Raw genomic sequence first — 14,190 nt, forward strand, 5'->3', positions numbered from 1 at the left:
GCGTTTTCGTCAGGCAAACCGGGAAGGTTTACCTGACGAGAAGGGGGAATCACAGGCTGGATTAGAATTTCACCCAGTCGTCCTCGTCGCTGACGCTCTCTTTTTTGCCGGGGGCCAGCGCAATAACATGCCCTTTGCCTGCCGGACGGCTCTCCTTAAGCTGGCGTGGAGTATTCGATACACGGAAGATCGACACCACTTTTTCAAGCTGCACGGCCTGATCTTCCAGCGAACTGGCCGCAGCGGAAGATTCTTCAACCAGCGCGGCATTCTGCTGCGTGGTGGTATCCATCTCGGCCATCGCCTGCGCAATCTGCGAAATCCCTCGGCTCTGTTCGTCCGTCGCGGTCGCGATTTCACTCATGATATCGCGCACCTGCGCCACCGATTTTTCAATTTTGAACATCGCGGCACCGGCGCCTTCCACCAGGTTAAAACCGGTATCGACGTGAACGGCGGATTCGTGGATCAGGTTCTCAATCTCTTTTGCCGACTGCGCGCTGCGTTGCGCCAGGGTGCGCACTTCGGCGGCGACAACCGCAAAGCCTTTCCCCTGATCGCCCGCGCGTGCGGCTTCCACGGCGGCATTGAGCGCCAGAATGTTGGTCTGGAAAGCGATGCTGTTAATCACCGTGGTGATCTCAGAAATACGGTGCGAGCTGAGTCGCACATTTTTCATGGTATCGATCACTTTCTGCGAAATCAGGCTGCCTTCGCTGGCATTTTGCGACGCTTCTTCCGCCAGCAGGCGCGCCTGGTTAGCGTTTTCCGCATTCAGCGCGACGGTTGAGGTCAGCTCTTCCATGCTGGCTGCGGTCTCCACCACGGCAGCAGACTGCTGCTCGGTGCGTGAAGATAAATCCATATTGCCTGCGGCGATTTCCGTGGAGGAGCGGGCCACGCTTTCCACCCCTTCGCGCACGTCATTAATAATGCTTTTCAGGTTTTCGTTCATGGTTGAAACGGCCTGCATCAGCAGCCCAGGTTCGTCATGACGCGTGCTGGTCAACGTACTGGTGAGATCGCCTTTGGCGATTTGCTCTGCGACGCGCAAGGTTTCGTTCAGCGGACGGGTGATCGATGCGGTGATCCCCATTGCCAGCAGCAGGCCAAGGGCAATACCAATGGCAGCCACAATGCTCATCTGCAGCCGGACGCCATCAACGGTCTCAACCACTTTTTGTTGCTGTCTGGCGAACATCGACTGAATAGTCTCAATCAGAGTCTCTGCTTTATCTGTCAGGGTTTCTGATAGGGTCGATTGCTCTGCCCACACAACTTTGTAGTGGTCGAGTTCTGCAGCGATTGCCTGCATATCTTTAAGAGTGCTGTTCAGCCAGGCGTTTTGATCTTCCGGCACAAACTGCAGCATCTCTGTTATCCCGTTTTTGGCCGCGTCCAGACGCGTCAGGACGTTTTGCTTTGCCGCCTCTGTCGGGTGCTGCTTATAGAGAGAGACCTGGGAGTCAATATCGCTCAGGATGAAGGCCACCTGGGACGCAACCAGCGTCTGCTGTGGAGTTAACGCCGCGCTGCGGCTTAATTTCGATGCGATTTCAGAGTTATCGCACAGGGATTGCGTATTGAGTTTGCGCTCACTGTCCGTTTTTTCGCTCGCCGCTTTGGTAAACGGCGTCAGGGACGCGATGTAGTTTTTCACCGCAGCGTCCGTCTTATCCACGGAAACTTTTCCCTCTGGCGTCCAGGTGTAAGTTTCCAGCCGGGCGATCATATCCTGCATCGTCTGGGCGGCATCGTTGGTCTGATCGAGATACGTCTGATCCTGCGTATACAGATAGTTCAGACGGGCCAGTCGCACGGCAGACAGTGCGTTAAACAGGCCGGTGGTATGTTCATTTTTCTCGACGCGATCCTGAATGCTCACCATCCCCAGCATTCCCGACAGCAGAATGGCCAGTGTCACCAATAAAATAGTCGAAAAGCCGAATAAGAGTTTTCGGCTGACTTTTAAATTTTGAAAACGATTCATTATACTCATCTATTTTTCCCGGGCCGGTTTTTACCGAGCGACAATATTTTTAGCTATGTTGCCATCATTAATGGAATGCAAAACATGAAACTGAAGAAGTAAAAAAAAGCCCTTTGCACTCAGGTACGAAGGGCAAAACCGCTGAGTTGACATCACTCACTCAGGGGATCAGACTTCTCCTCTTTTTTAACAGAGTGAGCAGGGAGTTCGCTCATTCTATAATATACGGGGACGACATCCTGGTAATTAATGATGTAACCATGCCCTCTAATATTGCGAATAAAGTCCTCGGGTAATCCAAGAAGATTCAGTTTGTTGTTCAGATTATGGAGCACTTGCCATAAACGCTGGGTCGAAGGACTGAGGTTATTATCCTCCCAGATCTTTTCGAACAACTCTTCTTTGGCGATGACTTTCTTACGACCATGTTCCAGCAAATATAGGAAAAGCCGTAACATTGTTTCGTTAAAATAGATTGATGCAAACGCCACACTTTTATCGTTGTGACTACCGGTAAGTCGGTACAGTCTGCGATTGGTAATATCGAAGTGAATTTCATCACCAATCATAAAGCCATATAGACGATAGCCCATCTCTTTATTCCTGCATTAGAGTCAACCTGACATACGCCGCTGGAAATACACTTTTCTAATAAACCATACATTTTATAAGGTGGATTATATGTATGCCGTTCGTGCTTTCCAATACACAACCCTATGCGCTATAAGAAACCCTGTGTTGACGATTTGTTTATAGAGTTTCTATTTACATAAGTTGCATCTGTAGTGCTATACACCTTGTTTTTTATGATTTCTGGAGATTAATGCTAAAAACGCGTAATGAATCAACCACTCAACATAAAGTCGCGAAGTTTTCTGGTTTTCAAGCATCAATGGCTGATTGTGAGTGTCGATGATCACGATTCCTTCATCCATGGGTTTCCGATGCCACAACTTTAAGAATTGCCTGACAAAAACGTGAGTGAAGTTATATGATTTATACTGATTAAGAGGCTTAAGGCGCGAGCGAAGAGCGGTTTTTTGCATGAAGGTGTTTATTTCAACCTGCTGATATATAATAACTAAATTCTGAATCAGGTTTTCTATGTCAACTATCGATCGCACCATGAAAAAAGTGTACGTTATCAACGATACCTTGCTGTTTGAACCTGATTTGCGGCGTCTCGGCCCGCTGGACGGGTATCCCCAGAGGGCTACCACGCTTCATGGCCCGGTGAGCGAGTGCCTGCTTTTACTCCTTGAAAACAACAACCAGGTCGTGACGCAGCGGGTTCTGTTTGCCTCCATTTGGGAGAAACAGGGGGCGATTGTCAGTACCAATGCCCTTTACCAGACCATTTCCCAAATCCGCAAGGCGCTGAAATTTGCGGGGTTGGAAGAAAACATCATTAAGACCCTGCCTAAAGAGGGATTTAAGTCGATTGCCCAGCTGCGCGAAGGGGTACTGGACGAGTTTATTCGCCCGCAGACAACGGCGCTGGTTTCGGTTTTACCCGAAGAATATCCCGTTGCAGAGGTTACGGCGGTGGCTGTTTCTGAGGTGATTCGCAAACCCCCTTTTTTCCCGGCAAAGCTTTCCTATGGGGTGGCAGGCATTCTTTTTCTGCTCTCCTGCGCGATATCGTACTTTCTGATTAAAGAGGATAAGTCCTCTCTGACGCATTATCAGTCGGTGAGTCAATTTAACGGGTGTGAAGTATATTCATCCTGGCGGGATAAAGAGAAAACCAGTGAAATGCTGGCGGGGCTGGCGAAACGCTATCCCATTCAGTGCAAACCCGGAGGGGTACTGTGGATGACCAGCAGTTTTTCCCAGCAGGCTCATTCGGTCATTATTTGTGACCGTCCGCTAAAGGACAATAATGCGCAGTGTGATTCCATTATTTACAGGCCGCAGAATCATGATGATGAATAAAATAACGCTGCGCTGGACGTTTATCGGTCTGGCCATTGCCGCACCCTTGCTTTATGCGTGGTATATTCATTACCAGCGTAATCACTTCAGCTGCGAAGCGCATGTAACGGTGGTAGACGATAATTATCTTCTCGACGTCATGATGGATTATTCATTTATGAACGGGGAAGGTAGCTATGCAACGTCCGGGGAATATACCCAGAAAGGCCAGCCACCTGTCGAAGTCAGTAATAAAATTGCGTTTAATTACTGGCGAGAAGCGGGGGATATTATTATGGTGTCCAGCGACACCAGTGGACGCCCAAAAAGAAATGAAGCCTTCAGGTTGGATGTCCCGGACTTTTTCCGTCTGCGCGATCGCGGCCTTAAAGTTCAGATAACACCGGCGAACGCCTCCAGCTATTTCATTATCTACAGAAACGCCCCTGTTATTTATTGCGCAAAAGAGTAGATGAGGTGACCTAACGCCCTCTCATCCCTGCTTGTTTTATCTTGTTGCCCATTTTTACGCTTGATCATATAAAGATAATGAGTATAGTTCTCATTCTCTTTAGTGTTTGTGGGCAGCGACGGACGATTCCCGCATCAACAGTGAGCGCAGATCTCACACGGAACACTGAGTGTTAACGGTGGACTCTGCACTGGCCTCACAGCCTGTAAAACAACCTTAATCGCACAGCAGCATGCGACGCAGTTTCCCGCCTGATTCTCTTTTTGAACGGTAAAGGATGTTCCTGATGACAAAAAAATTGTCCGCGCTGGCGCTGCTTGTGGCTGCCTCTCTTTCCGGCTGCGCCGCGCAGCATGCCGCCAAACCTGCCCCTGAAGCCCACACCGCCGTAACCGCGCCGGCGGAAACCGGCGTGGTGAAGCGTGAACTGGCCGACGGCTTATACGAAATGGTGCTCAGTCCGAAAGGCGATGCGCTGTATGTCGCCAGCGCCGAAGGGTTTAAGGACGTGCAGGGCGGGGTGATCTACAAACTCGATCCCACTACGCTCAAAACCATTGGCCGCAGCCATACGGATCTGAAAAACTTTGCGCTGGCGATATCAAAGGATGGCAGCACCGTCTATGCGACCAACTCGCTGGACGGCGGTATCAGCGCCATCAGCACCGCGGACGGCAAAGTGAAAAATCGTCTGCTGTTCACCGAACGCAACAAAGAAGGTTTCCCGTACGGGGCGCGCCAGGTGCTGCTGCATGATGGCACCCTTTACATCGGCGGTGTCGCCGATCCGGCAGTGGTCTGGGTGGTGGATGCCGAAACGCTCAAGCTGAAAAAAACCATCAAAAATGCCGGGCAGTGGGTGACGGGGCTGCTGTGGTCTGAGCAGACTCAGCGCATATACGTGGCTAACGGCGGCGGCGAAATCCTGATTATCAATCCGCGCAACAATCGCATCGAAAAACGCTGGAAACCGCTCGGCGACAAACCGGCGTTGCTGCTTAACCTGGCAGAAGACAAGGCCACGGGTCGCCTGTTCGTGACCGATAACTCCAAAGCCAAAACCACGCTGGTGCTGGATATCCACACCGGGGAAGTGATTAAGCAGCTGGATGTGGGCGATTCGCTGGCGGTGAAATTCAACGCTAAACGCAACGAGCTGTACATCACCCAGCGCGAAAGCGGAAAACTGCTGAGCCTGGATGCCACGACCTATGCCGTCAAACAGAGCTGGGATCTGCCTCCGAATCCAAACAGCCTGCTGCTGTCCGAAGATGGCCAGACGCTGTACGTCACCGTCAAACAGGCATTCAACAAAGACCACTCCACGAACGGACCGGACAGCGTTGTCAGAATTTCACTGAAATAAACCTCTTATAAATTATCAGGCCCGGCGACGGGCCATTTTGCGCGTATGTTGAACGAGTTAATCATGAACAACACCAGAATGAACAAAACGCTGCTGGCGCTCGCCATCGGCGCGGTTACGCACTCCGCCTTTGCGGCGGATACTCCAAAAGAAGAGACCCTCGTGGTGCAGTCTGCGCCGGCCAGCGATTTCAAACCGGGCGGCGATCAGCTGGTGCCCGCATTCCTTGACGGACAGGTCGCCAACGGTGGCCGCATGGGGATGCTCGGCCAGCAGAACGCGATGGACGTGCCTTTTAACATCATCAGCTACACCTCGAAGCTGGTGGAAGATCAGCAGGCCAAAACCATTGCCGATGTGGTCGCCAACGATGCGGGCGTGCAGTCGGTGCAGGGCTACGGCAACAGTGCGGAAAGCTATCGCATTCGCGGCCTGAAATTCGACGGCGATGACATGACTTTTGGCGGTCTCTCCGGCGTGCTGCCGCGTCAGGTGGTCGATACGCAGATGGTTGATCGTATTGAGATCTTCAAAGGTGCCAACTCCCTGATGAACGGCGCGGCAAGCTCCGGCGTCGGCGGGATGATCAACCTTGAGCCAAAACACGCGGGCGACACGCCGCAGGCCAAAATTGGCGTCGATTACACTTCTGATTCGCAGATTGGCACCACGCTGGACGCCGGTCGGCGCTTCGGGGAGAGTGACCAGTTTGGCGCACGCGTGAACCTGGTCCACCGCGAAGGCGAAGCACCGGTTGCCAACGACCGCCGTCGCACCACACTGCTCTCTACCGGGCTGGATTTCAAAAGTGACAACTTCCGCACCTCACTGGACATGGGCTATCAGAAGAAAACTTTCCATGGCAGCGAAACGGGCGTCAACATTTCCGGGGTCGATTTCGTGCCGACGCCACCGAAAAACGATCGTAACTACTCGCAGAAATGGGCCTACAGCAATATCGAAAACGAATTCGGCATGTGGCGCAGCGAGTACGACATCACCGATAGCTGGACGGCTTACACCGGACTGGGTGCGCAGCACGCCCACGAAGAGGGGCTGTACAGCGGCGCGAAGCTGATGGATAAGAGCGGTAACGCCACGGCAACACGTCTGGATACCAATCGCATCAGCGACGCCGTGAGCGGCATGGCAGGCATTCGCGGTAACTTCGATACCGGTTTCGTGTCGCACAAGGTCAACGTGGGCTACTCCGCAATGACCAAAAACGAAAAAATCGCGTGGAAGATGTCGGCGGCAGCGGATAACCCGATCACCAACATCTATCACAATACCGGCGTGGATAAACCTGACAGCAGCAACTTCAATGGCTCCGGCGGTAACTATAGCGATCCGTTGACCAGCGGCCGCACCCGCACTCAGGGCTGGTTGCTCAGCGATACCCTTGGCGTACTCGACGACAAACTCTTGTTTACCGCTGGCGCGCGCCATCAAAAAGTGGTGATTCGCGGATACAACAAAATCACCGGTGCGGAAAACGACGCCGATGGCTTTGACGGCAGCCGCTGGATGCCAACCTACGGCGTGGTCTACAAACCGTGGGACGAACTTTCGCTCTACGCTAACCACACCGAAGCGCTGCAGCCGGGTAAAACCGCGCCAGATACCGCGACTAACTACGGGCAAAGCACCGGGATTGTTCACTCGAAGCAGAACGAAGTGGGCGTGAAAGCAGACTTCGGACGCGTGGGCGGTTCTTTGGCCCTGTTCGAAATCAAAATGCCGTCGGCGATCCTCGACAGCGTGACCAAACACTACGGTCTGGATGCCGAGCAGCGTAACCGCGGCGTGGAGCTGAACGTGTTCGGCGAGCCGATGCTGGGAATGCGTCTGAATGTCAGCGCCACGTGGCTGCAGGCAGAAATGACCAAAACCAACAACGGGCTGAATCAGGGTAACAAGGTCATCGGCGTACCGAATTTCTATGCGGTGCTGGGTGCGGAATATGACATCAAACCGATCGACGGCCTGACGGCGACCGCGCGCGTGAACCACTCCGGCTCTCAGTACGCGGATCTGGCGAACAGCAAAAAACTCGACAGCTACACCACGCTGGATCTGGGCATGCGCTATCGCTTCGCGGTAAACCAGAACCAGAATCAAATGACCGTGCGTGCCGGTATCGACAACGTGACGGACGAAAACTACTGGGCAAGCGTGGACGATTCCGGAACTTACCTGTTCCAGGGCGAGCCGCGTACTTTCAAGGTTTCCGTCGGCTACGAGTTCTAAGTTTTACCCTCGTTATCAGGGGCACGGATGCCCCATCCATTTCTTAAGCGTGCGCCAGCGCAAACGCAATTGCGGCGTGAACGGTCACAATCTGCGCGCGCGTACAGGCCTCTGGCGTGGTGCCAGGGCTGTCGGGATAAACTTCCGTGGTGGTGGTAAACGGCGCGCCGGTAAGGGTGGCGCACAGATGATAGGCATGAATGTCATATTCCACCACGCCCTCGCTGACGACGGTGAACTCCATCATTTTGCCATTCTCATCGGCAGGGGCGATATGGGTGACTTTCTTCACGGCGTCGATAATCGCCTGCTGGAAATCCAGCCGTGAATTCTGCGTATCGCTCACCAGATAGTAGCCATCGGGAATTGTCCCCGGCTCAAATGGCAGTCCGTCGCGCGCGGCCTTTGCCGGTCGGAACTCGCTCTCATCGCTGTCAGTGGTTTCGTGCAGATCAACGTGCAGCAGGAATTTGCCTTTCAGCGGGGCGGTTAACGCCATCAGCGCGCGGGCTTCTTCACCTTCCCCTTGTGGCCAGAACTGACGGTTGGTATCCACGGCTTCATAGGTCCAGCGAGTGATATGCTCGTAGGCCCACGGGCTGACGCACGGCACCACCAGTAAATTGATTTTCCCCGCATACTCATTCTGATACTCCGCCAGGAAGTTCAGCGCGCCCATCACGCCACTGGTTTCGTACCCGTGAACACCGCCGGTAATCAGCGCGACGGGAAGGTTGTCGTCCCAGTGGTGTGATTTCACGGCCATTAGCGGGAAGGTCTGGTCGCCGTAGTGTAATTCGCCGTACTGACTCACGTCGTAGCGAGGCTTGAGGGCATTGATCGCGTCAAGCACGTCCGTCTGATAGCTGCGAAAACGCGTCTGGTTCTCGCGCCACTGCTGTTTTTCCGCCGCAGTCCATGGCTGGCCTGGCGTACCGATAGGGTAGAACTGTTTCTCAGTCATAGGTCACTCTGTCAGTGTAGGGTTCTCAACATCATACCCAGCCGCGCTTTTAAATTCATATGGGTATTTGAGCCGGGCCTGCAACTTGCTCCTGCTGACCCGAAGTGTTAAAAGGTGCCCCTTCCAATAAAAATACACAGGGGTCAGACGTGAAAGACGCGTCATCCGCTTCAGACAATGCGGTTTCTGAAGCCTCGTCGGAACAGACACCGACGCTGCAACGTGGTTTGCAAAATCGACATATTCAATTAATTGCCCTCGGCGGCGCGATTGGTACCGGACTGTTTCTCGGCATCGGGCCAGCGATTCAAATGGCCGGGCCTGCGGTACTGCTGGGATACGGCATTGCGGGCGTGATTGCCTTTCTGATTATGCGCCAGCTTGGTGAAATGGTCGTCGAAGAGCCGGTTTCTGGCTCTTTCGCCCACTTTGCTTACAAATACTGGGGGCCGTTTGCAGGCTTCCTGTCCGGCTGGAACTACTGGGTGATGTTCGTGCTGGTCGGCATGGCTGAACTCACCGCCGCGGGCATCTACATGCAGTACTGGCTCCCGGATGTCCCGACGTGGATCTGGGCCGCCGCCTTCTTCATTATTATCAACGCCGTAAACCTGGTGAACGTGCGTCTGTATGGCGAAACGGAATTCTGGTTCGCGCTGATTAAAGTGCTGGCGATTATCGGCATGATCGGCTTTGGCCTGTGGCTGCTCTTCTCCGGGCACGGGGGCGAGCGTGCGAACATCGATAACCTGTGGAAACACGGCGGTTTCCTCGCGACCGGCTGGAACGGACTGATTATGTCCCTGGCGGTGATCATGTTCTCCTTTGGCGGGCTGGAGCTGATTGGGATAACGGCGGCAGAAGCGCGCGATCCGCACAAAAGCATTCCGAAAGCGGTCAACCAGGTGGTCTACCGTATTCTGCTGTTTTATATCGGTTCGCTGGTGGTTCTGCTGGCGCTCTACCCGTGGGTAGAGGTGAAATCCGACAGCAGCCCGTTTGTGATGATTTTCCATGATATGAACAGCAACCTGGTGGCATCGGCGCTGAACTTCGTCATTCTGGTGGCTTCGCTCTCGGTCTATAACAGCGGCGTCTACTCTAACAGCCGCATGCTGTTTGGCCTCTCCGTGCAGGGCAATGCGCCGAAGTTCTTAACGCGCGTCAGCCGTCGCGGCGTACCGGTCAATTCGCTGCTGCTCTCCGGAGGCATTACCTCGCTGGTGGTGCTGATCAACTATCTGCTGCCGAAAGAGGCCTTTGGCCTGCTGATGGCGCTGGTGGTGGCTACCCTGCTGCTGAACTGGATCATGATCTGCCTGGCGCACCTGCGCTTTCGTGCGGCGATGCGTCGTAAAGGGCGTGAGACGCAGTTCAAGGCGCTGCTCTATCCGGCGGGTAACTACCTGTGTATCGCGTTCCTCGGCATGATTCTGGTGCTGATGTGCACCATCGATGACATGCGTCTGTCGGCGTTCCTGCTGCCCGTGTGGGTGGTATTCTTGTTTGTGGCCTTTACCTTATCGCGCAGTAAAGCGCGCTAACAAAAAGCCCGCCAGCGGAACCGCAGGCGGGCTTTCACATCATCTCATCAGAACAGATAACTCATACTCACTGAGACACTTCGCGGTTCGCCATACACCGCCGAGTCGTCGAGATACGAGTAATATTCCCGGTCAAACAGATTGCTGACGTTGGCCTGCACCGCCAGCTGTTTGGTCAGCTGATACTTCGCGAACAGATCGACCAGCGGGTAGCTGCCCTGGTACAGACGCTGGGTTTCGCCATCCGGCCCTGTTACGTCTTTATACACCCGGTTTTGCCAGTTCACGCCGCCGCCGACCGTCAGGTCCGGCAGTACCGGCACGCGATAGCGGCTGAAGAGTTTGAGCTGGGTCTGCGGTGCATAGCTGTTGAAGCGGCCATCCGTATCGGTGGCGACGTAACGCGTGGCGCTGAAGGTCAGCTGCAGATCGTCGGTCACGGCGCCGTTCACTTCAAACTCGGCCCCTTTGCTCACCGCCCCTTTTGTTGCGCGATAGGCCTGCTCGCTGGAGCCGTTGACGAACTCTCCGCTGATCGCCTCCGCCGCGTTTTCCTGCTCGATACGGAATACCGCAACGTTGGTGGTCAGGCGACCGTCCATCCAGTCGGCTTTCAGGCCGGTTTCGTAGTTTTTGCCGGTTACCGGCGACAGCCACGCGCCATCTTTGCTGCGCTTGGTCTGCGGCGCGAAAATCGAGGTGTAACTGGCGTACGCCGAAAGCGCGTCGGTGATATCGAACACCAGGCCGCCGTACGGGGTGGTGTTGTATTTACGCATATCGCCACTGCTGCCGTTGGTGCTGTACTGGGTGTAACGCGCGCCTAAAATCAGCGACAGGGGATCGGCCAGCGACAGGCGTGTCGCCGTGTAGGCCGATTTCTGACGCACGATGTCATCGGCGTTTTGATACCAGTCGCCCCACGCCGGTTCCGCCACGCTCCCATCCCAGTTGTTGTTAAAGATACCCACGCTGTCCATCGGGCCATCCTTACTGAAGGTAGCGTTATGCTGGCGGCTGTAGCTGGCCCCGGCCATCAGCTGGTGCTGGCGGCCAAGCAGTTCAAACGGGCCGCTGGCGTAGGAGTCAAAGGAGTCGAGGGTGCGTTTGCCGCGATCTTTGCTCCCCCAGCCGCTCGCGCCGTCGCCCGTGGTCGCGTCCGGATTGCCCATCACATAGAGCAGCGTATCGTTAAAGTTCTGCTCGCCGTGGGTGCCGTTGAAGCGCACCGACCAGCCGTTATCCCAGCTGTGGGAGAGGTTCGCGAACACCTTGCGTGATTCGATGGAATAGCCCGTCCAGTCCGCCGAGGTGTTGACGTTGCGATCGTAGTGGGTGCGCGAACCGATGCTGTAGAGGCTCGGCAGGCCGCCCCAGGTCGGGTTGGCGGTGTTGGTCTGCTGATAATCCCAGCCGAGTGAAAGGGTGGTGTGGTCCGTAAGATCCGCATCCATCACGCCGTAAAGAAATTTTTTGCGTTTACCGTAGCGATCAAGCCAGCTGTCCTGATCCTGATAACCGGCGATCACCCGTCCGCGCAGGCTGCCGTCAGCGTTGAGCGGGGCAGAGAGATCGGCCACGTAGCGCTGCTTATTCCAGCTGCCATAGCTGGCGCTGACGTTGCCGGTCACGGTTTTGCTGTCGGCGCGTTTACGCACCATGTTCACCGACGCCCCCGGATCGCCCGCACCGGTCATCAGGCCCGCCGCGCCGCGTACCACTTCGATACGATCGTAAATCGCCGTATCTTCTGTCGCATCGCCAAAGTTCCACGCGTCGCCCATGGACGTCGGGATGTCATCGTAGGAGAAGTTGGTGATCTCAAAGCCACGGGAGAAATAGTTCGAGCGCTCGCTGTCGATCTGCTGCGACGACACACCGGTGGCGTTAGTCAGCACCTCATCGATGTTTTGCAGGTCCTGATCCTTCATGCGCTGCTGCGTTACGACGCTCACCGACTGCGGGATATCGCGCGGAGCGAGCAACATTTTGGTCCCTGCGCGCGTGGTTTTAACCGCGTAATCCTGCTGCTCATCCACCGTGGTGTTTGCGTCGCCGTAAACCACCATCTCCTGTTCGCTTTTGTTCTCTGCCGCCAGCGCCGGGTGAACGACGGTCTGGATTGCCAGCGCGATAAGTGAAACCGCAAACGGTTTCGTGATTTCCTTGCCATTAAAAGAGGTCATGTTTCCTGTCCGGAAGAGTTGTTATGTTATTTTTTGAATGAGAATCGGAATCATAATTATTTAATGAATTAAGCGCAGACTAATTTATCGGCCAAATGTAACTAAATATTAAAATGTGGAGAAAGCGTGGGAGAAGGGGCGGAAATTTAGATCGTGACCGTTCTCGCAGTTCTGTTTTGATCCGCAGGATCTTTATTTTGTAATCGATTACTTTTTGGTTGGCGATGTTTGTAATCGATTACTTTTTAAGGGTGAGGCTTATCATGGTGTCAACAACTGAAAGTAGTGGAAAGGCGATAGCCCAGCATCGGCTGCTGGTGCCGCGGCTGTCGCTGATGATGTTCTTACAGTTTTTTATCTGGGGAAGCTGGTCGGTCACGCTCGGGCTGGTGATGACTCAGCACAACATGTCTCTGCTGATTGGCGATGCGTTCTCCGCCGGGCCCATTGCCTCGATTCTGTCGCCGTTTGTGCTCGGGATGCTGGTGGACCGCTTCTTCGCCTCGCAGAAGGTGATGGCCGTGATGCACCTTGCTGGCGCGGCGATTTTGTGGTTCGTGCCGGGGGCGCTGATCGCGGAAAACGGTGCGCTGCTGATCGGCCTGCTGTTTGGCTACACGCTCTGCTACATGCCGACGCTGGCGCTGACCAACAACATCGCGTTTCACAGCCTGGCTAACGTCGACAAAACGTTCCCGGTGGTGCGCGTCTTTGGCACCATCGGCTGGATTGTCGCCGGGATTTTCATCGGCGTGACCGGCGTGGCGTCCAGCGTCACCATTTTCCAGGTCGCGGCGGTAAGCTCCGTTCTGCTGGCGCTCTATAGCCTGACGCTGCCGCACACGCCAGCTCCGGCAAAAGGCATGCCCGTTGCCGTGCGCGATCTGTTCTGTGCGGATGCGTTCGCACTCCTGAAAACGCGCCACTTCTTTATCTTCTCCCTGTGCGCGATGCTGATCTCCGTTCCGCTGGGCACTTATTACGCGTACACCGCCTCCTATCTCGCCGACGCCGGTATCCGAGATGTCAGTACCGCCATGTCCTTCGGGCAGATGTCCGAGATCGTCTTTATGCTGGTCATCCCGCTGCTGTTCCGCCGCCTCGGGGTGAAATACATGCTGTTGATTGGCATGCTGGCGTGGTTTGTGCGTTACGCCTTCTTTGCGCTCGGCGTCAGCGAAGAGGGGCGCTTCCTGCTCTATCTCGGCATTTTGCTGCACGGCGTATGCTATGACTTCTTCTTTGTCGTCGGCTTTATCTACACCGACCGCGTGGCGGGCGAAAAGGTAAAAGGCCAGGCCCAGAGTATGGTGGTGATGTTCACCTACGGCATCGGCATGCTGCTCGGCTCACAGATTTCTGGCGCACTGTATAACAGCCTGGTGGCGGGGCAGGCCGTGCCGCAGGCGTGGGTCACATTCTGGTGGATCCCGGCGATAGCTGCCGCCGCGATCGCGCTGATTTTCCTTATCGCATTCAAATATGATGAAGATAAGGCGTAATT

The 14,190-nt window shown here is 54.7% G+C and carries 10 protein-coding genes; 6 read left to right on the top strand and 4 right to left on the bottom strand.

Annotation, left to right across the window (positions count from 1 at the left end):
* Nucleotides 1–61: 61 nt before the first annotated feature.
* Both C0560_RS05545 and C0560_RS05550 read right to left on the bottom strand, forming a co-directional pair.
* On the bottom strand, nt 62–1,990 hold the full coding sequence (locus C0560_RS05545; protein WP_248859782.1) for a methyl-accepting chemotaxis protein: 1,929 nt from the start codon (nt 1,988–1,990) through the stop codon (nt 62–64).
* 152 nt (nt 1,991–2,142) lie between these two features.
* Nucleotides 2,143–2,583, bottom strand: a complete 441-nt coding sequence (locus C0560_RS05550; protein WP_102104243.1) for a winged helix-turn-helix domain-containing protein — start codon at nt 2,581–2,583, stop codon at nt 2,143–2,145.
* A gap of 511 nt (nt 2,584–3,094) precedes the next feature.
* Between C0560_RS05550 and C0560_RS05555 the strand changes: the two genes are divergently transcribed.
* The 4 genes from C0560_RS05555 to C0560_RS05570 all read left to right on the top strand — a co-directional run bounded on the left by C0560_RS05555 (nt 3,095) and on the right by C0560_RS05570 (nt 7,992).
* The gene (locus C0560_RS05555) at nt 3,095–3,925 is read left to right on the top strand and encodes a transcriptional regulator (protein WP_248859783.1); all 831 of its coding nucleotides are present in this window, start codon (nt 3,095–3,097) and stop codon (nt 3,923–3,925) included.
* On the top strand, nt 3,912–4,376 hold the full coding sequence (locus tag C0560_RS05560; protein WP_142503642.1) for a hypothetical protein: 465 nt from the start codon (nt 3,912–3,914) through the stop codon (nt 4,374–4,376). The genes C0560_RS05555 and C0560_RS05560 overlap by 14 nt, the downstream gene beginning before the upstream one ends.
* Nucleotides 4,377–4,662: 286 nt before the next feature.
* On the top strand, nt 4,663–5,742 hold the full coding sequence (locus C0560_RS05565) for a YncE family protein (protein WP_123429332.1): 1,080 nt from the start codon (nt 4,663–4,665) through the stop codon (nt 5,740–5,742).
* Between the two features lie 63 nt (nt 5,743–5,805).
* A complete protein-coding gene (locus C0560_RS05570) occupies nt 5,806–7,992 on the top strand; it encodes a TonB-dependent siderophore receptor (RefSeq protein WP_248859784.1) in 2,187 nt (728 codons plus the stop codon).
* Nucleotides 7,993–8,035: 43 nt separating this feature from the next.
* On the opposite strand, the gene C0560_RS05575 is transcribed toward C0560_RS05570, so the two are convergent.
* Nucleotides 8,036–8,956, bottom strand: a complete 921-nt coding sequence (locus tag C0560_RS05575; protein ID WP_248859785.1) for a M14 family metallocarboxypeptidase — start codon at nt 8,954–8,956, stop codon at nt 8,036–8,038.
* 149 nt (nt 8,957–9,105) lie between these two features.
* Here C0560_RS05575 and pheP point away from each other — a divergent pair, with 149 nt between their 5' ends.
* Nucleotides 9,106–10,500, top strand: a complete 1,395-nt coding sequence (gene pheP, locus C0560_RS05580) for a phenylalanine transporter (protein ID WP_107704102.1) — start codon at nt 9,106–9,108, stop codon at nt 10,498–10,500.
* Between the two features lie 47 nt (nt 10,501–10,547).
* On the opposite strand, the gene fhuE is transcribed toward pheP, so the two are convergent.
* A complete protein-coding gene (gene fhuE, locus C0560_RS05585; protein ID WP_248859786.1) occupies nt 10,548–12,686 on the bottom strand; it encodes a ferric-rhodotorulic acid/ferric-coprogen receptor FhuE in 2,139 nt (712 codons plus the stop codon).
* A gap of 263 nt (nt 12,687–12,949) precedes the next feature.
* Here fhuE and C0560_RS05590 point away from each other — a divergent pair, with 263 nt between their 5' ends.
* Nucleotides 12,950–14,188 carry an MFS transporter gene (locus C0560_RS05590; protein WP_102104236.1) on the top strand — a complete coding sequence of 413 codons (1,239 nt, stop codon included), beginning with the start codon at nt 12,950–12,952 and terminating at the stop codon, nt 14,186–14,188.
* Nucleotides 14,189–14,190 lie beyond the last annotated feature (2 nt).

This window comes from Lelliottia sp. AC1, assembly GCF_023278595.1.
Taxonomy (GTDB): Bacteria; Pseudomonadota; Gammaproteobacteria; order Enterobacterales; family Enterobacteriaceae; genus Enterobacter; species Enterobacter nimipressuralis.

Bases quoted from the DNA above. Each gene is read 5' to 3' on its own strand.
- C0560_RS05555 (WP_248859783.1), top strand. From the start codon at position 3,095: ATGTCAACTATCGATCGCACCATGAAAAAAGTGTACGTTATCAACGAT.
- C0560_RS05590 (WP_102104236.1), top strand. From the start codon at position 12,950: ATGGTGTCAACAACTGAAAGTAGTGGAAAGGCGATAGCCCAGCATCGG.
- C0560_RS05570 (WP_248859784.1), top strand. From the start codon at position 5,806: ATGAACAACACCAGAATGAACAAAACGCTGCTGGCGCTCGCCATCGGC.
- fhuE (WP_248859786.1), bottom strand. From the start codon at position 12,686: ATGACCTCTTTTAATGGCAAGGAAATCACGAAACCGTTTGCGGTTTCA.
- C0560_RS05545 (WP_248859782.1), bottom strand. From the start codon at position 1,990: ATGAATCGTTTTCAAAATTTAAAAGTCAGCCGAAAACTCTTATTCGGC.
- C0560_RS05565 (WP_123429332.1), top strand. From the start codon at position 4,663: ATGACAAAAAAATTGTCCGCGCTGGCGCTGCTTGTGGCTGCCTCTCTT.
- C0560_RS05575 (WP_248859785.1), bottom strand. From the start codon at position 8,956: ATGACTGAGAAACAGTTCTACCCTATCGGTACGCCAGGCCAGCCATGG.
- C0560_RS05550 (WP_102104243.1), bottom strand. From the start codon at position 2,583: ATGGGCTATCGTCTATATGGCTTTATGATTGGTGATGAAATTCACTTC.
- C0560_RS05560 (WP_142503642.1), top strand. From the start codon at position 3,912: ATGATGATGAATAAAATAACGCTGCGCTGGACGTTTATCGGTCTGGCC.